The 19803-nt window shown below is 67.0% G+C and carries 26 protein-coding genes; 21 read left to right on the top strand and 5 right to left on the bottom strand.

Going from position 1 to position 19803, the window contains the following annotated elements:
* From ACFDS3_RS00690 to ACFDS3_RS00750, 13 genes are all read left to right on the top strand, one after another.
* Entirely contained in the window at nt 1–798 is a 798-nt protein-coding gene (locus ACFDS3_RS00690) for a S49 family peptidase (protein ID WP_375260400.1), read from the top strand.
* Nucleotides 798–962: a hypothetical protein gene (locus ACFDS3_RS00695; protein WP_375260401.1), complete on the top strand. Its 165-nt coding sequence runs from the start codon at nt 798–800 to the stop codon at nt 960–962. Before ACFDS3_RS00690 ends, ACFDS3_RS00695 begins: the two co-directional genes overlap by 1 nt.
* A complete protein-coding gene (locus ACFDS3_RS00700; protein WP_375260402.1) occupies nt 959–1894 on the top strand; it encodes a calcium/sodium antiporter in 936 nt (311 codons plus the stop codon). The genes ACFDS3_RS00695 and ACFDS3_RS00700 overlap by 4 nt, the downstream gene beginning before the upstream one ends.
* Entirely contained in the window at nt 1891–2667 is a 777-nt protein-coding gene (locus ACFDS3_RS00705; protein ID WP_375260403.1) for an SDR family oxidoreductase, read from the top strand. Before ACFDS3_RS00700 ends, ACFDS3_RS00705 begins: the two co-directional genes overlap by 4 nt.
* Before the next feature lie 274 nt (nt 2668–2941).
* A complete protein-coding gene (gene uvrC, locus ACFDS3_RS00710) occupies nt 2942–4801 on the top strand; it encodes an excinuclease ABC subunit UvrC (protein ID WP_375260404.1) in 1860 nt (619 codons plus the stop codon).
* Between the two features lie 93 nt (nt 4802–4894).
* Complete coding sequence (locus ACFDS3_RS00715) at nt 4895–5344, top strand: hypothetical protein (RefSeq protein WP_375260405.1); 450 nt, start codon at nt 4895–4897, stop codon at nt 5342–5344.
* Complete coding sequence (locus ACFDS3_RS00720) at nt 5341–6000, top strand: MotA/TolQ/ExbB proton channel family protein (protein WP_375260406.1); 660 nt, start codon at nt 5341–5343, stop codon at nt 5998–6000. The genes ACFDS3_RS00715 and ACFDS3_RS00720 overlap by 4 nt, the downstream gene beginning before the upstream one ends.
* Before the next feature lie 22 nt (nt 6001–6022).
* Nucleotides 6023–6382, top strand: a complete 360-nt coding sequence (locus ACFDS3_RS00725) for a biopolymer transporter ExbD (protein ID WP_375260407.1) — start codon at nt 6023–6025, stop codon at nt 6380–6382.
* On the top strand, nt 6382–6771 hold the full coding sequence (locus ACFDS3_RS00730) for an ExbD/TolR family protein (protein WP_375260408.1): 390 nt from the start codon (nt 6382–6384) through the stop codon (nt 6769–6771). The genes ACFDS3_RS00725 and ACFDS3_RS00730 overlap by 1 nt, the downstream gene beginning before the upstream one ends.
* Nucleotides 6768–7814, top strand: a complete 1047-nt coding sequence (locus ACFDS3_RS00735; protein ID WP_375260409.1) for a TonB family protein — start codon at nt 6768–6770, stop codon at nt 7812–7814. Before ACFDS3_RS00730 ends, ACFDS3_RS00735 begins: the two co-directional genes overlap by 4 nt.
* Nucleotides 7815–7887: 73 nt before the next feature.
* Nucleotides 7888–8553, top strand: a complete 666-nt coding sequence (gene pgsA / locus ACFDS3_RS00740) for a CDP-diacylglycerol--glycerol-3-phosphate 3-phosphatidyltransferase (protein WP_375260410.1) — start codon at nt 7888–7890, stop codon at nt 8551–8553.
* Complete coding sequence (moaD, locus tag ACFDS3_RS00745) at nt 8550–8801, top strand: molybdopterin converting factor subunit 1 (RefSeq protein WP_375260411.1); 252 nt, start codon at nt 8550–8552, stop codon at nt 8799–8801. The genes pgsA and moaD overlap by 4 nt, the downstream gene beginning before the upstream one ends.
* A complete protein-coding gene (locus ACFDS3_RS00750; RefSeq protein ID WP_375260412.1) occupies nt 8801–9241 on the top strand; it encodes a molybdenum cofactor biosynthesis protein MoaE in 441 nt (146 codons plus the stop codon). Before moaD ends, ACFDS3_RS00750 begins: the two co-directional genes overlap by 1 nt.
* 64 nt (nt 9242–9305) lie before the next feature.
* Here the strand turns inward: ACFDS3_RS00750 and ACFDS3_RS00755 are convergent, their stop codons facing one another.
* The 3 genes from ACFDS3_RS00755 to ubiA are packed head-to-tail and all read right to left on the bottom strand — an operon-like array spanning nt 9306 to nt 12532.
* Entirely contained in the window at nt 9306–9635 is a 330-nt protein-coding gene (locus ACFDS3_RS00755; RefSeq protein ID WP_375260413.1) for a hypothetical protein, read from the bottom strand.
* Nucleotides 9632–11515: an OmpA family protein gene (locus ACFDS3_RS00760; RefSeq protein ID WP_375260414.1), complete on the bottom strand. Its 1884-nt coding sequence runs from the start codon at nt 11513–11515 to the stop codon at nt 9632–9634. The genes ACFDS3_RS00755 and ACFDS3_RS00760 overlap by 4 nt, the downstream gene beginning before the upstream one ends.
* A 60-nt stretch (nt 11516–11575) precedes the next feature.
* Entirely contained in the window at nt 11576–12532 is a 957-nt protein-coding gene (ubiA, locus tag ACFDS3_RS00765) for a 4-hydroxybenzoate octaprenyltransferase (RefSeq protein ID WP_375260415.1), read from the bottom strand.
* A gap of 16 nt (nt 12533–12548) precedes the next feature.
* On the opposite strand from ubiA, the gene ACFDS3_RS00770 reads away from it, so the two are divergent.
* The 5 genes from ACFDS3_RS00770 to ACFDS3_RS00790 all read left to right on the top strand — a co-directional run bounded on the left by ACFDS3_RS00770 (nt 12549) and on the right by ACFDS3_RS00790 (nt 16369).
* Nucleotides 12549–13271 (top strand): 16S rRNA (uracil(1498)-N(3))-methyltransferase, encoded by a 723-nt coding sequence (locus ACFDS3_RS00770; protein ID WP_375260416.1) that lies wholly within the window; start codon nt 12549–12551, stop codon nt 13269–13271.
* A complete protein-coding gene (locus ACFDS3_RS00775) occupies nt 13271–14059 on the top strand; it encodes a GNAT family N-acetyltransferase (RefSeq protein WP_375260417.1) in 789 nt (262 codons plus the stop codon). The genes ACFDS3_RS00770 and ACFDS3_RS00775 overlap by 1 nt, the downstream gene beginning before the upstream one ends.
* Complete coding sequence (locus ACFDS3_RS00780; RefSeq protein ID WP_375260418.1) at nt 14056–14565, top strand: hypothetical protein; 510 nt, start codon at nt 14056–14058, stop codon at nt 14563–14565. Before ACFDS3_RS00775 ends, ACFDS3_RS00780 begins: the two co-directional genes overlap by 4 nt.
* A gap of 57 nt (nt 14566–14622) precedes the next feature.
* Nucleotides 14623–15993, top strand: coding sequence for a glutamate--cysteine ligase (locus ACFDS3_RS00785; RefSeq protein ID WP_375260419.1), 1371 nt, complete (start codon nt 14623–14625; stop codon nt 15991–15993).
* A 115-nt stretch (nt 15994–16108) separates the two neighbouring features.
* Entirely contained in the window at nt 16109–16369 is a 261-nt protein-coding gene (locus tag ACFDS3_RS00790) for a glycine zipper 2TM domain-containing protein (protein ID WP_375260420.1), read from the top strand.
* A 21-nt stretch (nt 16370–16390) separates the two neighbouring features.
* Here the strand turns inward: ACFDS3_RS00790 and ACFDS3_RS00795 are convergent, their stop codons facing one another.
* Both ACFDS3_RS00795 and plsY read right to left on the bottom strand, forming a co-directional pair.
* Nucleotides 16391–16654 carry a hypothetical protein gene (locus tag ACFDS3_RS00795; RefSeq protein WP_375260421.1) on the bottom strand — a complete coding sequence of 88 codons (264 nt, stop codon included), beginning with the start codon at nt 16652–16654 and terminating at the stop codon, nt 16391–16393.
* On the bottom strand, nt 16651–17232 hold the full coding sequence (gene plsY / locus ACFDS3_RS00800) for a glycerol-3-phosphate 1-O-acyltransferase PlsY (protein WP_375260422.1): 582 nt from the start codon (nt 17230–17232) through the stop codon (nt 16651–16653). The genes ACFDS3_RS00795 and plsY overlap by 4 nt, the downstream gene beginning before the upstream one ends.
* A 133-nt stretch (nt 17233–17365) precedes the next feature.
* Between plsY and msrP the strand changes: the two genes are divergently transcribed.
* From msrP to ACFDS3_RS00815, 3 genes are read left to right on the top strand one after another with little or no spacing between them, the layout of a single operon-like run.
* The gene (gene msrP / locus ACFDS3_RS00805) at nt 17366–18265 is read left to right on the top strand and encodes a protein-methionine-sulfoxide reductase catalytic subunit MsrP (RefSeq protein ID WP_375260423.1); all 900 of its coding nucleotides are present in this window, start codon (nt 17366–17368) and stop codon (nt 18263–18265) included.
* Nucleotides 18265–18873 carry a protein-methionine-sulfoxide reductase heme-binding subunit MsrQ gene (msrQ, locus tag ACFDS3_RS00810; protein WP_375260424.1) on the top strand — a complete coding sequence of 203 codons (609 nt, stop codon included), beginning with the start codon at nt 18265–18267 and terminating at the stop codon, nt 18871–18873. Before msrP ends, msrQ begins: the two co-directional genes overlap by 1 nt.
* A 13-nt stretch (nt 18874–18886) precedes the next feature.
* Entirely contained in the window at nt 18887–19705 is an 819-nt protein-coding gene (locus ACFDS3_RS00815; RefSeq protein ID WP_375260425.1) for a histidine phosphatase family protein, read from the top strand.
* Nucleotides 19706–19803: the final 98 nt, after the last annotated feature.

The raw sequence follows: 19803 nt of genomic DNA on the forward strand, positions 1-19803 counted from the left end.
ATGCAAATGCGTCTGCCATTCATGTCCCGAAAGCCCCTGGTCGCGGTGATCCGCCTTCAGGGGATCATCGCGTCGGGCAATCCCGCCCGGCTGAACGACATCGCCCTCGCGCCCATGATCGAAAAGGCGTTCCGCCGTGGCAAGCCCGCCGCGGTGGCGCTGCTGCTGAACTCGCCGGGCGGGTCTCCGGTGCAATCCTCGCTGATCGCCGCACGGGTTCGCCGCCTCGCGGACGAGCGCGGCATCCCCGTCTATGCCTTCGTCGAGGATGTCGCGGCCTCGGGCGGCTACTGGCTCGCGACCGCCGCGGACGAGATCTATGCCGACCCGAATTCCATCGTCGGCTCCATCGGCGTGATCTCGGCGGGGTTCGGCTTCGACAAGTTCATCGGGCGCTACGGGGTCGAGCGGCGCGTCTATACCGCGGGCGAGAGCAAGAGCATGCTCGACCCCTTCCGCCCCGAGAAGGCCGAGGATGTCGAGCGTCTGAAAGAGCTTCAGACCCAGATCCACGACAATTTCAAGGACCAGGTCCGGTCGCGGCGCGGCGCCAAGCTGGCCCAGGACCCCCGGCTTTTCACGGGCGAATTCTGGGTCGGCAAGCGCGCCGCCGAGATTGGGCTGGTGGACGGCATCGGGCACCTCGTCCCGGTGATGAAGGACCGCTTCGGCAAGGACACGCGCTTCGTCAGCTACAAGCAGAAGCGCCCGTTCCTCAGCCGGTTCGGCCGTGCGATGGCCGCCGAGGCGGTTGCCGGTGTCGAAGATCGCGCGACCTGGGCGCAGTTCGGCCTGTGATGATCAAGATCGTCACCCTGTTTCTGGTCGCCATGATCGTGCTGGCGATGTTCGGACGGCTGCGCTTTCCGGGGCAGAAGAAGCTCGGCTCCATGAAGTGTCCGGGCTGTGGCCGCTACCGCATCGGCTCGGGTTCGTGTAGCTGCGGGAAGGGGCTGAAATGAGTTTCGTTTTGGCGATTCTCGGGCTGGTGATTCTTCTGATCGCCGGCAACGCGCTCGTGAAGGGCGCGGTGAACCTGTCGCTGCGCATCGGCATTCCGGCCTTCGTGGTGTCCCTGACCGTCGTCGCCTTCGGCACCTCCGCGCCCGAACTCCTGATCTCGATCGACGCGATCCTGTCGGATGCGCCCGGCATCGCGCTGGGCAACGTGGTGGGGTCGAACACGGCCAACGTGCTGCTGGTCCTCGGCCTGCCCGCGCTGTTCTACATGTTCGACACCGCGCAGGTGTCGGTCCAGAAGAGCTACGTCGTCATGATGGCGGCCACCGTCCTCTTCATCGCGCTGGCCTTCTTTGCGGCGCCCTTCACATGGTGGACGGGCCTCGTCCTTCTGGCGGTGCTGGGCGTCATCCTTGCCGACCAGTTCCGCGAGGGGATGCGCAGCCGCGTGAAGCCCGGGGATATCGAGGGCGCGGATACCGATCTCGGCTGGCCGCGCATCCTGTTCTTCCTTGCCGTCGGCCTGATCGGCTTGCCGATCGGTGCGAGCGTGCTGATCGACAACGCGACGCAGATCGCTTCGGCGATGGGCATCCCCGAGGCGGTGATCGGCCTGACGCTGGTGGCGCTGGGCACCTCCCTGCCAGAACTTGCGACCACGCTCGCCGCCGCGCGCAAGAACCAGGCGGACGTGGCGCTGGGCAACGTGCTGGGGTCGAACCTCTTCAACCTGCTCGCCATCATCGGCATCGCCTCCCTGTTCGGAGAGATCCCGGTCGAGCCTTCGTTCCTGCGCCTTGACCTGTGGGTGATGCTGGCCGCGTCGGCCGTTCTGGCGCCGTTCGTCTTCACCCGCCTGCGCATGGGCCGCTTGGTCGGCGCGGGGTTCTGCGCGCTCTACGCCCTCTACATGTGGTGGGTGGTCGCGCCATGAGGGCGCTGGTCACGGGCGCCGGCGCGCGGCTGGGGCGGGCGATGGCTCTCTACCTCGGCCAGCGGGGCTTTGACGTCGCGGTGCATTACCACGGCTCGGTCGAGGGCGCCGAGGCGGTGGCGGCCGAGCTGCGCGCGATGGGCCGGCGTGCCGCCCCCCTGCAGGCCGACCTGCTGGACGAGGGCGCAACCGATGCGCTGGTCCCGCACGCGGCCGAGGCGCTGGGCGGGCCGCTGACGGTTCTGGTGAACAACGCCTCGATCTTCGAGTACGACACGATCCGTTCGGCCACGCGGGACAGCTGGGACCGGCACATCGGATCGAACCTGCGCGCGCCCTTCGTGCTGACCCAAGCCTTCGCCGAACAGGCCCCCGAGGCGGGCGAGGACGCGAATGGCGAGCCGGTGGCCGCCGCCCTCGTCGTCAACATGGTGGACCAGCGGGTGCGCAAGCTGACGCCCGAGTTCATGACCTACACGCTCGCCAAGGCGGGGCTCTGGACGCTGACCCGGACCGCGGCGCAGGCCCTCGCGCCGGCGATCCGCGTCAACGCGATCGGCCCCGGCCCGACCCTGCAGGGCAGCCGCCAGTCCGCCGATCATTTCGCCCGGCAGCGTGCGAACACGGTGCTGGAACGCGGTGTGAACCCTGACGAGATCTGTGCCGCGCTGGGCTACTTCCTCGATGCGCCGGGGGTCACGGGACAGCTTCTCTGCGTAGACGGTGGCCAGCACCTCGGGTGGAAAACACCGGACATCGTGGGCGTGGAGTAACTGCCGCAGCGTTACTTTTCCACTTTCGTCATGATTCTGTCGTGTTGGAGCGGGTTTTCGCGACAGATTAGAACCTGAAGAAGATTCACGAGGGAAAACAGGTACTTGGCGATTTGCGGAAATTTTGTGCAACTGACCCAACCGGCGGAGTCGCAATGAAAATTTCCGTTTCCCCGCCGCTTCCCCACAGACTTATCCCCAGAAACTGGGGAGGGCTTTTCACGAGGCCCCGCACCTCATATTTTCCGTCCGTTCCCCAAGCCTGAGCGACCAGATGAGCGACGCGCCCCTCCGCGGACATGCCTGCATCCAGGCCTACCTTAAGACCATCGACGGCTCGCCGGGGGTCTACCGGATGCTGGGCGACAAGCAGGAGGTCCTGTATGTCGGCAAGGCGCGCAACCTGAAGGCGCGGGTGTCGAGCTATTCGCGCCCCTCGCCGCAGCACAGTCCCCGGATCGCGCGGATGATCTCGGAGACCGCGTCGATGATGTTCCTCACCACGCGGACCGAAACCGAGGCGCTGCTGCTTGAACAGAACCTCATCAAGCAGCTCAAGCCGCGCTACAACGTGCTTCTGCGCGACGACAAGTCGTTCCCGAACATCCTCGTGACGAAGGACCATGCCTACCCGATGATCCGCAAGCATCGCGGTGCGAAGTCGGAAAAGGGCAGCTATTACGGTCCCTTCGCCAGCGCCGGCGCCGTGAACCGGACGCTGAACCAGTTGCAGAAGGTGTTCCTGCTCAGGAACTGCTCGGACTCGATGTTCGAAAGCCGCACGCGGCCGTGCCTGCTGTATCAGATCAAGCGCTGCTCGGGTCCCTGCGTGGGCCACATCTCCGAAGCCGACTATGCCGCGAGCGTGAAGGATGCCGAGGATTTCCTGCAAGGCCGCACGACCAAGGTGCAAAGCCAGCTCGCCGCCGAGATGGAACAGGCGTCGGCCGAGATGGAGTTCGAGCGCGCCGCCGCCATGCGCGACCGCATCCGTGCGCTGACCCATGTGCAGGGCACGCAGGGCATCAACCCGGCGGGCGTGCCCGAGGCGGACGTGATCGCGCTCCATGTCGAGGGCGGGCAGGCCTGCGTGCAGGTCTTCTTCATCCGCGCCAACCAGAACTGGGGCAACCGCGACTACTATCCCAAGACCGGCTCGGGCGCCGAGCCGGCCGAGATCCTCGCCGGCTTCATCGGCCAGTTCTACGAGAACAAGGAGCCGCCGCGCATGCTCCTCCTGTCCGACGACATCGAAGAGACCGAGCTGATGGAAAACGCCCTGTCGCAGAAGGCGGGTCGCAAGGTGCAGATCCTTGTCCCCCAGCGCGGGGAAAAGAAGGACCTCGTCGCCGGCGCCCTGCGCAACGCCCGCGAGAGCCTCGCCCGCAAGATGAGCGAGACGGCAACGCAAGGCAAACTGCTCGACGGTCTGGCCGAGGCGTTCGACCTCGACAGCCGCCCCGAGCGGATCGAGGTCTACGACAACAGCCACATCCAGGGCACGAACGCGGTCGGCGCGATGATCGTGGCCGGACCCGAAGGTTTCCTGAAAAGCCAGTATCGCAAGTTCAACATCCGCGGCGACGACCTGACGCCCGGCGACGATTTCGGCATGATGAAAGAGGTGCTGACCCGCCGCTTCAAGCGCCTGCTGAAGGAAGACCCCGAGCGCGAGAAGGGCATGTGGCCCGACCTTCTCTTGATCGACGGCGGCGCGGGGCAGGTCAGCGCGGTGCGCTCTATCATGAAGGAGATGGGGGTCGAGGACATCGCCATGGTCGGCGTCGCCAAGGGCATCGACCGCGACGCGGGCAAGGAAGAATTCTACCGCACCGGTCACCGCCCCTTTGCCCTGCCGCATAACGACCCGGTGCTCTATTTCGTCCAGCGCCTGCGGGACGAGGCGCACCGCTTTGCGATCGGCACCCACCGGGCCAAACGGGCCAAGTCCATGGGCGCCAATCCCCTGGACGAGATCGAGGGCGTCGGCGCCACCCGCAAACGCGCGCTCCTGTCGCATTTCGGCTCGGCCAAGGCGGTCGGTCGGGCGGACCTCGAGGACCTGAAGGCGGTCGATGGCATCAGCGCCGGACTGGCCGAGAAGATCTACGACCACTTCCACGAAAGAGGCTGACGCCGCGCGCCAGATTCCCGAGAGAAATAGTTGACTATACCCCGCTTCGATGGAAGAGGGTGAAGCATCTCGGGCACTAGGAAGAGGCGAGACATGCTGAAAACCACGGTCACGGCGGTCATCCTGGCGGCTGCACTCGGCGCGCAGGCACAGGCGCAGGACAACACGCAGGACATCGAAACCGCGCCCCCGGCGGGTCTGTCGATCGAACTCAACGCCGCCACCGACGCGCAATCCGGCGGCTGCACCATGAGCTTCCTGATCGAAAACGGCCACGACGCCGACATCGCCAAGGCCGTGTTCGAGACCGTGCTTTTCGACACGGAAGGCCAGGTCGAGCGTCTGACCCTGTTCGATTACGGCGAGCTGCCGCAGGGACGACCGCGCGTGCGCCAGTTCACCGTTCCCGGCAAGCAATGCTCCGAGTTCGGCCGTATCCTCTTCAACGGCGCGAACACCTGCGAGGCCGGCGACCTGGGCGAGGGCGCCTGCACCGAGGGGCTGGAGCTTGGCAGCCGCACGGACATCGAGGTGCTCGGATGAACGTCGTCCTCGAGCCGCTCGCCCGCGTGGCGGATATCGGCGGCCCTGTCGTGCTGCTGCTGATCGCGATGGCGGTCGTGACGCTTGCGGTGGTGCTCTACAAGTTCTGGCAGTTCGCCGCCGCCGGCGTCGGCCGGCACCGCGCCCTTCGCGACGCCGTCGCCGCCTGGGATCGGGGCGACCGGACCGAGGCGCGCCGCGCGCTGGATCGATCCAGCTCGTATCTTGCGCCGGTGGTGGACATGGCTGTGTCCGCACCCCCCGCGCCCGAAACGCTCGGCCGGCTGACCGCCGAGGCCGAGATGCGCTTCGCCAAGCTCGAACGTGGTCTGCGCTTCCTCGACATGGTCGCGCAGCTTGCCCCGCTGATCGGCCTCTTCGGCACGGTGCTGGGCATGATCGAGGCGTTCCAGTCGCTGCAGGATGCGGGGCCGCAGGTCGATCCCTCGATCCTTGCCGGCGGCATTTGGGTGGCGCTTCTGACCACCGCCGTCGGTCTCGCCGTCGCCATGCCCACCTCGGCCATCCTGTCGCTTTTCGAAAGCCGGCTCGATGCCGAGCGCGTGCTGGCCGAGAAGGCGATCGCCACGATCCGCGCGCCGCTGGGCGGCCAGCCGGCCGAGCGTGTCGGCATGGCCGCGCCCGTCCATGCTTAGGCGGGGGCGCCGCAGGCGCTCCATGTCGCTGACCTCGCTGATCGACGTGATTTTCCTGTTGCTGCTGTTTTTCATGCTGACCTCCACCTTCACCCGTTTCTCCGAGGTCGAACTCGCCGCCGCCGCGGCGGGCACCGGCGCGCCCTCGACCGAGCCGCCGATGTTCCTGCGGCTGGCCGCGGAAGACGTCAGCCTGAACGGCGACAGCCTCGCGCTCGACGCGCTGCCCGAGGCGCTGTCCGAAGAGGGCGGCGAGGCCGAGGCGCCGCGCACGCTGCTCGTCTCGCTGGCCGAGGGCGTCACGGCACAGCGGCTGACGGACCTTCTGGGCGTGTTGCGCGGGGTGCCGAGCGTGGCGCCCCAGGTTCTCGGGGAAAGCTGATGGCCCGCAAGCCCCGCAGAGCCCAAGGGGAGCCGACGATCCCGCTGATCAACGTCGTCTTCCTGATGCTCATCTTCTTCCTGGTGGCCGGCCAGATCGCCCCGCCCCTGGCGGCCGACCTGTCGCTGGTTCGCACCGCCGAACTCGAGGGGCGCGCCCCGCCCGACACGCTTATCATCCGCGCCGATGGCGAAATGCAGTACCGGGGCGAGCCGGTGGCCTCGGCCGCCGCCTTCGCCGACACGCTGCCCGAGGACGAGCGTGAGGAGATCCGCCTGGTGCCCGACCGCGATCTCGAAGCCCGGGCGCTGGTCAACATCGCCGCCGAACTGCGCGGCGCCGGAGCCGGTCGCGTCCTCATCGTGACCGAGCGGGGGCTTGCGGAATGAATGTCCCCACGTCGATCCGTGCCAAGACGGCGGCGACCGCCCTTTCGGTGCTGGCGCTCGCTGGCGGCCTCGTGGTGAGCGTGCAATCGGCCCCGGTCGAGATTGCCGGCGGCGGCGAGGCTGCTCCTGCGCAACTGGGGTCGAGCTTTGCCGACCTTGCCATGGGCACCGAAACAGCCGAGCCGACCGAGACGCCGACGGCCGATCCCGTCGAACCGACCCCGCCCGCCGAACCGACCCCGCCCGCCGACGCCGAGCCGGTTGAGCCGACGCCGCCCGAACCCGTGGCCGAGACGCAGCCCGAGCCGCCGCAGCCCGCAGAGCCGCAGCCGGCCCCGCCCGAGATGCCCCAACCGACCGCCCCGACGCCGGTCCCGGTCCAGACGGCCGACCCCACATTGCCCGCGATGCCCGAAATCGCCGCGGCCGAGACGCCCGAGCCGGTGGTCCCCGTCAAGGCGACCCCGCCCGAGCCCGTGGAAACCGCCGAGCCGCCCGAGGCCGAGACCATCACCGGCGAGGCGCTGCCGCCCGGCGTCGTCGCCTCGTCCCGTCGCCCGCCAACCCGCACCGAGGCGTTCGAAACCGAGCATCGTCGCCCCGACCCGCCGCCGCAACAGCAGCAGACCCGCCAGCCCAAGCCGACGAAGCAGGCGCAATCGAAGCCGACGAACACGCAGCAGGGCAATGCCGACCGGACCGAACGTGCCGGCGCGCAAGCCGATACCGGCGGGTCCTCCAGCGGCGCCACGGGACAGCGCCCGGCGTCGCAAGCCGGCAACGCCGCCGTGTCGAACTACCCCGGCCAGGTCATGTCCCGGCTGTCGCGGGTGCCGCGGCCGTCGGTGCGGGCGGCAGGCAGCGCCGTCGTCTCGTTCTCGGTCTCCGGGTCGGGCGGATTGGCCGGTGTCGGCATCGCCCGGTCCTCGGGCTCGGCGGCGCTGGACCGCGCGGCAGTGCAGCTTGTCCAGCGCGCCGCGCCGTTCCCGGCCCCGCCACCGGGCGCGCAGCGGAACTTCTCGATCACCATCGCGGGCCGGTAAAAACGGACCCGCGAACGCCCCGCCTGCACGGTGGGGCTTTCCGGCCCCCCACCCGCGCCTTATGTCACTGCCCATGCGCTGGACCGTTCCAAACATCCTGACCGTCGTGCGATTGCTCGCCGCCCCTGGCGTCGCGATCGCGTTCCTTTATTTCACGCGCCCCGGGGCCGACTGGTTCGCGCTCGTGCTTTTCGTGGGGGCGGCCGTCACCGACTGGATCGACGGCTTCATCGCGCGGTCGTGGAAGCAGGAAAGCCGCTTTGGCGCCATGCTCGACCCGATCGCGGACAAGGCGATGGTGATCATCGCGCTTCTCGTCATCGTCGGCTACTCGTCCATGTCGCCCTGGCTGGTGCTGCCGGCGACCGTCATCGTGTTCCGCGAGGTCTTCGTTTCGGGCCTGCGCGAGTTCCTGGGTGCGCAGGCCAAGCTCCTGTCCGTCACCAATCTCGCCAAGTGGAAGACCACGGCGCAGATGGTCGCCATCGCGGTGCTCTTTTCGCGCGACATCTTCCTCTATCACATGCTCGACCGCACGGCGGGGATGGGTGAGGCGACCGTCGAGGGCATCATGAACGGCCGGATCGCGGACGAGGTCGGCCTGCTCTGGCTGGCGCAGCTGCGCGACATCGCCGGTGTCGCGGGCGTGACGCTGCTGTGGATCGCCGCCGCGCTCACGCTGATCACCGGCTGGGACTACTTCCGCAAGTCTCTTCCCTTCCTGAAGGACCCCGCATGACCGTCGATGTCCTCTATTTCGCCTGGGTCCGCGAGCGGATCGGCCTGCCCCGCGAGCAGGTCGAGACCGAGGCCGCCACCGTCGCCGACCTCGTGACCGAACTGACCGGGCGCGAGGCCCGGTACGAGGCCGCCTTTTCCGACCTGTCGGCCCTACGCGTGGCGGTCGACCAGCAGCTGACGGATTTCGACGCCCCCCTGTCGGGCGCACGCGAGGTCGCGTTCTTCCCGCCGATGACGGGCGGCTGATGGCGGTCCGTGTCCAGGAAGAGGCCTTCGACATGGGCGCCGAACTCGCCGGCTTCGCCCAAGGGCGCCGGGACACGGGCGCGGTCGTGACCTTCTCGGGCCTCGTGCGCGACGACACCGGCGACCTGCGCCACCTCGAGATCGAGCATTACCCGGGCATGACCACCTCGGCGATCGAGGCCATCGTGGCCGAGGCCGTGGAGCGTTGGTCGCTGGCCGACGCGCTGGTGATCCATCGCCACGGTCGCCTCGCGCCGGGCGAGCCGATCATGATGGTCGCTACCGCCGCCTCGCATCGCGCCGATGCCTTCGCCGCGGCCGAGTTCCTGATGGACTACCTCAAGTCCCGCGCGCCCTTCTGGAAGAAAGAGGTCACCGCAAGCGGCGAATCCTGGGTCGAGGCCAAGGATTCGGACGAGGATGCGCTGAACCGCTGGTAAGGCGGAACCTCTCACCAAAGTCCGACGAAGCTCTTACGGGGTTCTCACGCAAGTCTCACGCCGCTCAGCGGCTGTCGCTCGTCTGCTCGATATACTCGCGCAGCTCTTCCGTTTCGGCGCGGGCATAGTGCAGCCCCTCCATCGCGGCGCGCAGTTCGGCCTCGGTCGAGTGAAGCTGGCTCATCATCTGCGCCTCCCGCTCCTGCAGGTAAGCGATCGCCTGATCGCGACTTTCCTCGGCTTCGTGGACCATCTGCGCCATCCGGTCGAGCTCGCCCAGGTCGGCCTGGCTGACCCGGGTAAGGCGATGAACGAGCCAGTTTGCGAACCACCCGAGCATGAACGCCACGAACAGGATGACAGCGGTCGCGATGACGAATTCGGTGCGGTTCATTCGGCGGTTCCGGCCTCGGTTTCCTCGACGGTCGCGGCGGCTTTGGCGTCGTCGCCATCGGCCGGTGCGGCCTCTTCTTGGCCCTCCAGCAGCTTGAATTCAATACGCCGGTTTGCCTCGCGTCCTTCGGGGGTGTCGTTATCGGCAATCGGATTCTCTTCGCCGTACCCCACGGCCGTCAGCGCGCTGACCGGCACCCGCTGCGCCAGAAGGGCGGCCAGGACGGCTTCGGCGCGCTGCTGGCTCAGGTCGCGGTTCATCTCTTCGCGGCCCTGGCTGTCGGTGTAACCGCCAACCTCCATCGGGATGCCTTCGCAATTGCCGAGGATCTCGGCCACGCCCCGAACGCTGTCGCGCGAGCCGGGATCGATGGTCGCCGAGCCGGGATCGAAGGTGATCTGCCGGGTCTGGAGAATGTTGTTGATCTGCGCAACGCATTCCTCGGGCGATGGCAGAGCAAGCGACGCGTCGAGCCGTTCGTCATAGGAGACGTCGATCTCGTAGCGGACATCTTCGCCCAGCCGACCCGAAAGGCGCCCCGCGATCAGGGACGAGCCATCCTGAGACCCACTGACGCCACTGACGGCCAGCGAATCCTCGGTCACGCGGATCGATCCATCGTGCAGGACCGACAGCGCGTCGAGGCCGGCCAGAAGGCGCGGCGTCCAGCCGGCAGGAACCTCGTCCTCGGGTGCGAATCCTGCGGTTACCTGGTCGCTGCCGAAAAGGGCACGCCCGTAGCTCGCCACGGTCGCCTGGTGAAGCGTGTCGCCGACGCGGCCGCTCAATTGTACCTGGCCGTTGGAATTGCGCGTGGCGGTGAATTCGGCCGGCCCGGCGTCGGGTTCGACCGCCTCGGCGTCGGCTTCGAGCGCGGCGAGCGAGAATTCGGGCGGAAGGGCGGACCGCAGGTCGGCAGCGGTGCGCCCGAAATCCTCGGTTCCGGCCGCGGCGTCGATGCGGATGGCGAGGTCGCTGATCGTCAGCGTGCCTTCGGGCACGCGCTGCATCGCCTGCACCGCTTTAGTGGCCACGTCCGCCCAGTGAGGGGAGGGAACGCCAAGCCCGATCTGGCAGCGCGCGTTTTCGATCCCAAGCGTCTCGGCCGCGGCGAGGACGCGGTCGCGCCCGGTTTCGGTGCCGGCCGAGCAGGCGTCGAAGCGGCTGGTCTCGCCGTTGCGGGTCAGGCGCAGGATGAATGGCGCGATGACCGGACGCGGCGCGGTGATGCTGAGTTCAAGGTCGACGCCTTTGGGGGCGAGGCCGCGCAGAGCGGTTTCGAGCTTGCGCCGCGCGTCGGCATCCTTGGCCATCGTCTCGACCGCGACGCGGTCCGCGGCGATCGAGATCTTGGCCTTTTCCGACCGCGAAAGCGCCTCCATCCCGAGGTCGAGCGCCTCGTCCCACGTGTCGGGCGCGGGGTAGGTGGCCGTCTGCAAAAGGTCCGTGATCGGCGTATTGAACGCGTGGCGGGCGATCTGCTCGAGAAGGGCGAGGCGGTCCATCTCGGCCGGGATGAGGCCGATCAGGCTGATCCCGTCCTCGGCGCGCAGCACCTCGACGGAAAAGCGCGGGGCGGCGATCTGCTGGCGTTTCGCCACCTCCATCCGGTCCTGCACGCGCGTGCCTTCGACGATCTGTCCCGCCACGCTCAGCGCGCGGAACCGCGCGGCCTCGTCCGGGGCGGTACCCTCCATCTCGATGGTCAGCCCGTCGGCAGAGACGGTCGCCCATTCGATCCCGGCGTCGTCCAGAGCCTCGTCGAGCGTGCGGACCGACCGTGCCTCGATCTGGGTGACCGTGAGGCTTGCGGCGCCGATGCAGAGGGCGGCGGCAAGGGCGAAGGTCACGGCGGCAGGCAGGTAGGAGTTCGGGCGCATGGGGACCTTCGGCAGCAATTTCGTGCGGTTTCGTCTATCCGACGGCGGGTTCCGCGTCCATCAGGCGAGCATCGCAAGAGCGAGAAACAGCGCAGCCAGAAGCCCTGTATCGCGGTTCGCGCGGAAGAGTTTGAGACACGTTTGCGTGTCCTGATGGTCGAACCGCGACAGCTGCCAGACCATGTGCCACCCCATCGCCCACGGTGCCCCAAGCGCGAGAACAAGCGTCAGGACGTTCGTATCGACAAGCGCCAGCACCACGGCGATCGTCATCAGCAGGCAGGAGGCGACCATGAAGCCCCGCAACCAAGGCTTCGGCCGCTCGCCGAACAGACGGGCGGTGGACTTCACCCCGATCAGGGCGTCATCCTCGGCGTCCTGGTAGGCGTAGATCGTGTCGTAGAAGAGCGTCCACGCAATCCCGGCAAGGTAAAGGAACAGGGCCGGCCAGCCGAGCGTGCCATGCATTGCCGTCCACGCCAGAAGCGCGCCCCAGTTGAAGGCCAGGCCCAGGAAGACCTGCGGCCACCATGTGAACCGCTTGGCAAAGGGATAGACCGCGACGGGCAGCAGCGACAGGATTCCCAGCAGGATGGCGTTCAGGTTGAAGGTCAGCAGAATCGCGAAGGCCACGAGCGACTGCGCGACCAGCCAGGCCAGCGCCTGCTTCGGCTTGACCGCCCCCGAGGGGATCGGGCGAGACCGGGTCCGCGCCACGCTGGCATCGATGTCCCGGTCCGTGATGTCGTTCCAGGTGCAGCCCGCCCCGCGCATCAAGGCGGCACCAAGTGCGCAGCCCGCGGCGATCCACAGACCCCACAGCCCGAACCGGCTGTCCGCCGCGGCTGCCAGTAAAAGGCCCCACCAGCACGGCAGCAGCAGGAGCCATGTCCCGATGGGCCGGTCCGCGCGGGACAGGCGCAGGTAGGGTCTTGTCGCGGGCGGGGCGATGTGATCGACCCAGTTGCCCTTGACGGCGTCAGCCACCTGGCCTTTCGTCGCCTCTGCTTCCGCCACGATGGGACCCCTCTGTATGGCCTCGACGATCCGCCTCTTTGTAGATCATCCGCTTGGCCAGGCGCAAACCGTCCCTCTGAGTTCTGCCCAGGCCCATTATCTCTTTGGCGTCATGCGGCGGGGCGCGGGCGAGGTGATCGAGGTCTTCAACGGGCGCGACGGCACCTGGACGGCCGAAGTGATCGAGGCGCGCAAGAAGGCCGGCGTCCTGGCGTGTGTCGAGCAGATCGCGCCGCAGCGGAACGCGCCGGACGTCTGGCTGCTGTTCGCGCCGATCAAGAAGCAGCGGACCGACTTCATCGTCGAGAAGGCGGCCGAGCTGGGCGCCGCCCGGATCGTCCCGGTGGTGACGGAATTCACCAATGCCGAGCGTGTGCGGCAGGACCGGCTGCAAGCGCACGCGGTCGAGGCGGCCGAGCAATGCGGCGGCAACTACGTACCCGAGGTCGCAGACGCCACCAAGTTGCCGGACCTGCTGGACGGGTGGGATGCCTCGCGGCGCATCCTGTTCTGCGACGAAGGGCGAGCTGGGGCGGCGGATGTACTCTCGGGCCTTCCTGCGGGGCCGTGGGCCATCCTGATCGGTCCCGAAGGCGGATTCTCGGACCGCGAGCGCGCGCGGCTGCACAGCATCGACCACGCGCATCCGGTCAGCCTTGGGCCGCGCATCCTGCGGGCGGACACGGCGGCGGTGGCCGCGCTGACCCTGTGGCAGCAGGCGCTGGGGGATTGGACATGATGTCGGCCGCGCCAGAAGAGGTCGAGCCGATCCTGCGCGCCCGGATCACGGAAGCAATGTTCCCGCTGTCGAACCTTCGCCGCTACGGTGCGGAGGGGCATCCTCGGTCCATGCGTTTCTGGCGGTCGGGGGACGCGGTGCTTGGCCTCTCGGCCGAAGGCGTCGCGTTTCCGTTGTTCCCAGACGGGTTCGACGCGCGCCCGAGTCGCGAGCTTTTAGCGCGCATCCGGTTGCGCGGCCTCATCGGTCCCGAGGCGTCGGTCGCGGCTTTGGTCAAGGCGCTCTCTCTGCGCGTGGCGCTGCGAGAGCCGGAGCCGCAATTTACGCTCAGCCTCACCGATTTGGTCTGTGCCGAAGGCGAGGGAGAGCTCGTGCCGTTGCAAGATCACGTATCGCTTGCGGCGGCCTGGAGGCAGGCGTTCCAGACCGAACTCAACGTCCCCGCGGACCCCCCGGCAGAAGTCCAGGTGGCGCAATGGTGCGCCGAGGATACGCACCGCCTGTGGTGCGTCGGGGGCGTGCCGGTGGCGCTGACGGGCGTGAACGCGTCGCTGCCCGAGATCGTCCAGGTCGGCGCCGTCTATGTCCCCAACGAGCGGCGCGGCATGGGATATGCGCGGCAGGCCGTCGGTGCACATCTGTCGGTCTTGCGCGACGCGGGCGTGCGGCACGCAACCTTGTGCGCCGCATCGGTGGCCGCCGCGCGAAGCTACATGGCGCTGGGGTTCCGGCGAATCGGCTGCTATTCGACGACCGTGTTCCCGACACCGGTGGAGGTGGCCCCATGATCCGTGGCGAGGCGCTGGCACAGATCCTGCGCTGGCGTGAGGCCGCGGTTGGCCTTGGCGCGGTGGCGGTTGGGCTCTGGTGGGCGGTGGGCTCCTACGGGGTGATGCGCTGGGTCGGGATTGTCATCGCGATCGGCGGGGCCGCGATCCTGCGCGAGGCGGTTGTGCGGCTGCGCCGTCCGCGGGACGGTGGCGGGGCCGGGATGGTGAACGTGACGGAGCGGCAGATCACTTACCTGTCCGGGACAGGAGGTGGCGCCGTTTCGGCCGATACGCTGGCCCAGGTTGCGATCCACCGCAGCGGCACCGGTGCGCCGGTCTGGCACCTGGCCGACACGCAGGGGCGCCGGATCGCGGTCCCCGCCGATGCCGAAGGGGCGGGTGCTTTGTTCGACGCGCTGGCCGCGCTGCCGAGATTCGACGAGGGCGCGGCGGTCGAGGCGCTGAAAGATCCTGCTCCGGGCGCACGGGTGCTGTGGACGGGCGCGCCAGATCGGCTGAGTTGACTTCCAGATTGCCGGGGGCCAAGTCCGTTGAGCGATAGCCACGGCGAGAGATTTATCATGTCCATTCCCCAGTCCGGCGGCGGGCCGATCGAGCGCCACGAGCAGCTGGCAGAATACCTCGCCGCGGGCTGCAAGCCCAAGGACCAGTGGCGCATCGGGACCGAGCACGAGAAGTTCGGCTACTGCAAGGACACGCTGGCCCCCTTGCCCTATGAGGGGGAGCGGTCGATCCACTCCATTCTCGCCGGCCTCAGGGACCAGTTCAACTGGAGCCCCATCGAGGAAGGGGGGCACCTGATCGGGCTCGAGAAGGACGGCGCCAACATCTCGCTTGAGCCAGGGGGGCAGCTCGAACTGTCGGGCGCGACGCTCGAGACCATCCACGAGACCTGTGACGAGGTGAACGACCACTTGGCCCAGGTGAAGGCCGTGGCCGACCGGATCGGCGCGGGGTTCATCGGGCTTGGTGCCGCGCCGCATTGGACGCATGAGGACATGCCGCTGATGCCCAAGGGGCGCTACAAGCTGATGGACGGCTACATGCGCAAGGTCGGCACGATGGGGCTGACGATGATGCGGCGGACCTGCACGGTGCAGGTGAACCTCGACTTCGCGTCCGAGGCCGACATGGTGCAGAAGCTGCGCGTCGCGCTGGCGCTGCAGCCGGTGGCGACGGCGCTTTTCGCGAACTCTCCGTTCCTCGAAGGAAAGCTGAACGGCCACAAGTCCTGGCGTTCGCGCGTGTGGCGCGATCTGGACGCCGACCGGACCGGAATGCTGCCCTTCGTGTTCGAAGACGGCTTCGGGTTTGAGCGCTGGGCGGACTACGCGCTCGATGTGCCGATGTACTTCGTCTATCGCGACGGGAAGTATATCGACGCCCTCGGTCATTCCTTCCGCGACTTCATGAAAGGCGAGTTGCCGGCGCTGCCGGGCGAAAAGCCGACCCTGTCGGACTGGGCCGACCACCTGACCACGATCTTCCCCGAGGCGCGCATCAAGAAGTTCCTCGAGATGCGGGGCGCGGATGGCGGTCCGTGGCGCAGGCTTTGTGCGCTGCCGGCCTTCTGGGTCGGGATTTGCTACGACCAGACGTCACTGGATGCCGCGTGGGATGTGGTGAAGGACTGGACGGCCGATCAGCGCGAGGCGCTGCGGGTCGAAGCCTCTGTTCACGGGCTTCAGGCGCGCGTTGAGGGCATCGACATGCAGACGCTCGCCACGACTTGCGTCGAGATTGCCGAGGCGGGGCTTAAGGCGCGGGCGAAGCCTGGTGCCGGTGGCATGATTCCGGACGAGTCGCATTTCCTGAACGCGCTGAAGGAAAGCGTGGAAAGCCAAGCCGTCCCGGCCGACGAATTGATCGTGCGCTACAATGGCGTGTGGAACGGCGACGTGACGCGGGTTTTCGGCGAGTACTCGTACTGAGACCTATCTTTGACGGGGATCGACGGCGGAAATCGGCCAATTCCATCGGGTGTGAAGGTGGACGCGCCGAGATTGCGACGTAGGTTCGGGATCAGGTTCAACTTGGAGATGCCTGATGAAGAAAATTCTGCTCGCTCTGCCGGTCGTCGCCCTCATGGCTGGATGTCAGACCACGAACAACCAGGGCGCGCTGACCGGCGCCGCGCTGGGCGCTGCCACCGGCGCCGCCGTCTCGGGCGATGATGACCGGGTTGCCGGTGCGCTGATCGGCGGTGCCGTCGGTGCCGCAGCCGGCAATTACGTCGGCCGTAACAACAACGGCAACTGCGTCTACGAGAACTCGGCCGGCCAGCGTTACACTGCTGCTTGCCCGTAACTCCACGACGTGGTCGGCGGGCTAAGGCCCGCCGACCCGCAGCCCGACGACGAAGGATCGCACCTTCGCCTCGCTCATCTCGCAGGGTTTCAGAAGCGCCCTGCCGTCGCTCAGACGGTAGAGATTGAGGCTGATGTAATCAGTACCACCAGCCTCTTCGGCCACCAGCTTCTCGCTTTTACCATCGGCAAATTGGGTCCGCGCCGCCTCATACCGGCGCCCGTCATAGTGCGCGGTGAAGGCGCCGAGCGGCAGACGCTCGAACGCCTCGAGGAAGTCCCTCAAGGCTTCTTGCCGATCTTGGGCTCCGTCCCGGCGCGAAGCCGCGCGATGTTCGCGTGGTGTCGCAGGAAGATGAACACCGCCATCACGCCCACGGTGAGTGCCGTCCACGGCAGCCCCAGGAGTAGCGCCCAGACGGGCGACATGGCGGCCGCAACCAGCGCGGACAGGGACGAAATGCGCGTGATGACCGCGGTCGCGATCCAAGTCGCGCAGACCAGAAGACCCACCGGCCATGTCAGCGCAAGGATCGTGCCGAGAAAGGTCGCGACTCCTTTCCCACCCTTGAACCCGAGGTAGAGCGGATAGCAGTGCCCGATGAAGGCGCCGGCCCCCGCGGCAAGCCCTGCGACATCGCCGATGAGCCAGCGGGCCGTGACGACCGCGAACGCGCCCTTTCCCACGTCACAGATCAAGGTGAGCAGCGCCGCGGGCTTGCTGCCGGTGCGCAGAACGTTCGTCGCGCCGATGTTGCCCGACCCGATCTGCCGCAGATCGCCCAACCCGAAAGCGCGCGTAATGACGAGCCCAAAGGGGACCGATCCAAGGAGATAGCCGAGAGCGGCACAGAGAAAGAGCATGGTCGGTGACCCTCGAATTGATGCGCGGACCATGCCGCGACGCGGGAGCGCCGTCCAGAAGGTCACCAGGGTTTCATTTGCGATGAGCTCAATGGGTGCTATCTCGGAGCACCGTAGCCCAAGAGGAGCGCTTATGGCCCGCCGCTGGACGAACGACCTTACGCGCCACGATGTGACGCCGGAGCATCTGTACCTGAACAGGCGGACGCTGCTCGCCACGGGGGGCGTGCTGGCTGCCGGGGCCGCTTGGCCTGCGCAGGCACAGACCGACGAGCTCGAGCCGAACAGTTGGGAGGAGATTACCTCTTACAACAACTTCTACGAGTTCGGCACCGGCAAGACCGATCCGAAAGAGAATGCCGGGCAGCTGACCACGTCACCCTGGTCGATCGAGATAAATGGCATGGTAGACAAGCCGGGCACCTACGCGTTCGATGACATCCTGGCCCAGATGGACATCGAGGAGCGCATCTACCGGCTGCGCTGCGTCGAAGCCTGGTCGATGGTGATCCCGTGGCGGGGATTCGAGCTGGCCGACCTCATCGCGCTGGCGGGGCCGAAGCCGGACGCCGAGTTCGTCGCCTTCCAGACCCTGCTGCGCTCAGAGGAAATGCCTGGTCAGAACTATCCCATCCTCGACTGGCCTTACGTCGAGGGCCTACGCATGGATGAGGCGATGCATCCGCTCACCATCATGGCGACGGGGCTCTACGACAAGCCGCTGCCGAACCAGAACGGCGCGCCGATGCGCCTCGTGGTGCCGTGGAAGTACGGGTTCAAGTCGATCAAGTCGATCGTGCGGATCACGCTGACCGATCAGATGCCCGAGACGACCTGGAACAAGTCGGGCCCAGAGGAATACGGCTTTTATGCCAACGTGAACCCGAACGTGGATCATCCTCGCTGGAGCCAGGCGACCGAACGGCGCGTCGGCGGCGGGCTCTTCTCGCGGCGGATCGATACGCAGCTTTTCAACGGTTATGACGAGGTCGCCAGCCTCTATGAGGGGATGGACCTGGAGACCAACTATTGATGAGCCCTGTGCAGCGGGCGAACGCTGTCATCCGGAGAATCCCTGGCTGGGCGGTCTATCTGGTGGGCGGGGTCCTGCCGTTCTGGTATCTCTACCTCGCGCTGACCGGGGGGCTTGGCGTCGAGCCCGTAAACGCGCTGGAGCGCGCAATCGGTAAGTTGGCGATGAAGGCGCTGGTGATCGTCTTGGCCATTACGCCGCTGCGCAGGTGGACGGGCGTCAACCTTATCCCTTACCGCCGCGCAATCGGATTGATCGCGTTCTTCTACGTCTTCTGCCACCTCTTGGTCTGGGCCGTTCTCGACGTGCAGGACCCGGGCAGGATCTGGTCGGACATCGTCAAGCGACCCTACATCACGATCGGCATGGTCGCCTTCGTCCTGCTGCTTCCCGTGGCGATCACTTCAAACAACTGGGCGATCCGGCGTCTGGGACCTCTGCGCTGGCGCAGACTGCATATGCTCACTTACGTGATTTGCGCGTTAGGAGCGGCTCACTACGTCATGGTTCAGAAGGTTTGGGAGGTCGAGCCGCTGATCTATCTGGTGATCGTGCTCGGGCTTCTGGCTGTCCGCATACCGACGATCCGGCGAACGCTCGCCGGCTAGCAAGGAAACATCGATGTATAAATCGTTCTTCGCCGCAGCGATGCTGAGTGTTGCGGGCGGCGCCGCGCTTTCCCACCCCAGCCCGGATGCTGTCGAGCCCGTCACGCAGTTCGTGGGCGAGATGGCCGCTCCCATGCCGAGCGGCGGCATCGACAAGAGCCAAGTCGACAACGCCCTTCGTTTCGAGCCCATCCAGAGCTTCGACGAGATGTTCCTGCGGGACGACGTCGTCTTCCTGATGCGCCACGGCCCGACCGACTGGTCCAAGCTGGACCAGAAGGACGTGGCCCCGAAGGACTGCGGAAATCAGCGCCCGCTGTCAGAAGAGGGGGCCGAAGACATGCGCGATCTGGGCGCGCTGCTCGCGTTCAACGACATCACCTTCGGCCAGGTGGTCGTCAGCGAATGGTGCCGGAACCAGCAGACCTACGCAGAGCTCCGGGCTGGGTACGATCGCGTTGATGAGGGCGTTTGGGAGACATTCCCCAAGATGGACAGCGATGACCTCAATCTTCTTTTGTCGCTGCAGGGCGCACCGAACGTCACGAACCTGGGCCAGCTGATCTCCACCTGGGACGGTGGGAAGGGTGAAGGTCCGATGCTGGTCATCTCGCACTTCACCAACATTCAGGAGCTGACGGAGTTCGCGGTCTACGAGGGCGAGATCCTTGTCGTTGACCCGAAGAGGGACAACCGTGTGCTCGGCTACTTGCGTTTGAAGACAGCAGAACCTGATGTGGGTCATTTCAATGTCGCGCAAGAGGACGCGTCCTTCCGTGACGACGACGCTGGACCTGCTGCCGTTAAGGGCGAGACGACTTCCGGTGACTGAGGCGGAGAGCCGCTGGTTACGATGACCGGTCTTGATGGCTGGGATCGGCTGGTGTGCGGTGGGCGCGGGCGGGTTGGTTCTGACGTTGTGCTGAAAAT

Origin of the sequence: Palleronia sp., from assembly GCF_042089775.1 — a bacterium.
Classification (GTDB): domain Bacteria; phylum Pseudomonadota; class Alphaproteobacteria; order Rhodobacterales; family Rhodobacteraceae; genus Palleronia.

What these genes read in the sequence shown, in the direction of transcription:
- ACFDS3_RS00750 (WP_375260412.1), top strand. Translation starts at nt 8,801, where the DNA reads ATGGCGGTCCGTGTCCAGGAAGAGGCCTTCGACATGGGCGCCGAACTC.
- ACFDS3_RS00790 (WP_375260420.1), top strand. Translation starts at nt 16,109, where the DNA reads ATGAAGAAAATTCTGCTCGCTCTGCCGGTCGTCGCCCTCATGGCTGGA.
- msrQ (WP_375260424.1), top strand. Translation starts at nt 18,265, where the DNA reads ATGAGCCCTGTGCAGCGGGCGAACGCTGTCATCCGGAGAATCCCTGGC.
- pgsA (WP_375260410.1), top strand. Translation starts at nt 7,888, where the DNA reads ATGCGCTGGACCGTTCCAAACATCCTGACCGTCGTGCGATTGCTCGCC.
- ACFDS3_RS00785 (WP_375260419.1), top strand. Translation starts at nt 14,623, where the DNA reads ATGTCCATTCCCCAGTCCGGCGGCGGGCCGATCGAGCGCCACGAGCAG.
- msrP (WP_375260423.1), top strand. Translation starts at nt 17,366, where the DNA reads ATGGCCCGCCGCTGGACGAACGACCTTACGCGCCACGATGTGACGCCG.
- ACFDS3_RS00730 (WP_375260408.1), top strand. Translation starts at nt 6,382, where the DNA reads ATGGCCCGCAAGCCCCGCAGAGCCCAAGGGGAGCCGACGATCCCGCTG.
- uvrC (WP_375260404.1), top strand. Translation starts at nt 2,942, where the DNA reads ATGAGCGACGCGCCCCTCCGCGGACATGCCTGCATCCAGGCCTACCTT.
- ACFDS3_RS00760 (WP_375260414.1), bottom strand. Translation starts at nt 11,515, where the DNA reads ATGCGCCCGAACTCCTACCTGCCTGCCGCCGTGACCTTCGCCCTTGCC.
- ACFDS3_RS00715 (WP_375260405.1), top strand. Translation starts at nt 4,895, where the DNA reads ATGCTGAAAACCACGGTCACGGCGGTCATCCTGGCGGCTGCACTCGGC.
- ACFDS3_RS00780 (WP_375260418.1), top strand. Translation starts at nt 14,056, where the DNA reads ATGATCCGTGGCGAGGCGCTGGCACAGATCCTGCGCTGGCGTGAGGCC.
- plsY (WP_375260422.1), bottom strand. Translation starts at nt 17,232, where the DNA reads ATGCTCTTTCTCTGTGCCGCTCTCGGCTATCTCCTTGGATCGGTCCCC.
- ACFDS3_RS00695 (WP_375260401.1), top strand. Translation starts at nt 798, where the DNA reads ATGATCAAGATCGTCACCCTGTTTCTGGTCGCCATGATCGTGCTGGCG.
- moaD (WP_375260411.1), top strand. Translation starts at nt 8,550, where the DNA reads ATGACCGTCGATGTCCTCTATTTCGCCTGGGTCCGCGAGCGGATCGGC.
- ACFDS3_RS00700 (WP_375260402.1), top strand. Translation starts at nt 959, where the DNA reads ATGAGTTTCGTTTTGGCGATTCTCGGGCTGGTGATTCTTCTGATCGCC.
- ACFDS3_RS00705 (WP_375260403.1), top strand. Translation starts at nt 1,891, where the DNA reads ATGAGGGCGCTGGTCACGGGCGCCGGCGCGCGGCTGGGGCGGGCGATG.
- ACFDS3_RS00815 (WP_375260425.1), top strand. Translation starts at nt 18,887, where the DNA reads ATGTATAAATCGTTCTTCGCCGCAGCGATGCTGAGTGTTGCGGGCGGC.
- ACFDS3_RS00755 (WP_375260413.1), bottom strand. Translation starts at nt 9,635, where the DNA reads ATGAACCGCACCGAATTCGTCATCGCGACCGCTGTCATCCTGTTCGTG.
- ACFDS3_RS00770 (WP_375260416.1), top strand. Translation starts at nt 12,549, where the DNA reads ATGGCCTCGACGATCCGCCTCTTTGTAGATCATCCGCTTGGCCAGGCG.
- ACFDS3_RS00690 (WP_375260400.1), top strand. Translation starts at nt 1, where the DNA reads ATGCAAATGCGTCTGCCATTCATGTCCCGAAAGCCCCTGGTCGCGGTG.
- ACFDS3_RS00725 (WP_375260407.1), top strand. Translation starts at nt 6,023, where the DNA reads ATGTCGCTGACCTCGCTGATCGACGTGATTTTCCTGTTGCTGCTGTTT.
- ACFDS3_RS00775 (WP_375260417.1), top strand. Translation starts at nt 13,271, where the DNA reads ATGTCGGCCGCGCCAGAAGAGGTCGAGCCGATCCTGCGCGCCCGGATC.
- ACFDS3_RS00735 (WP_375260409.1), top strand. Translation starts at nt 6,768, where the DNA reads ATGAATGTCCCCACGTCGATCCGTGCCAAGACGGCGGCGACCGCCCTT.
- ACFDS3_RS00720 (WP_375260406.1), top strand. Translation starts at nt 5,341, where the DNA reads ATGAACGTCGTCCTCGAGCCGCTCGCCCGCGTGGCGGATATCGGCGGC.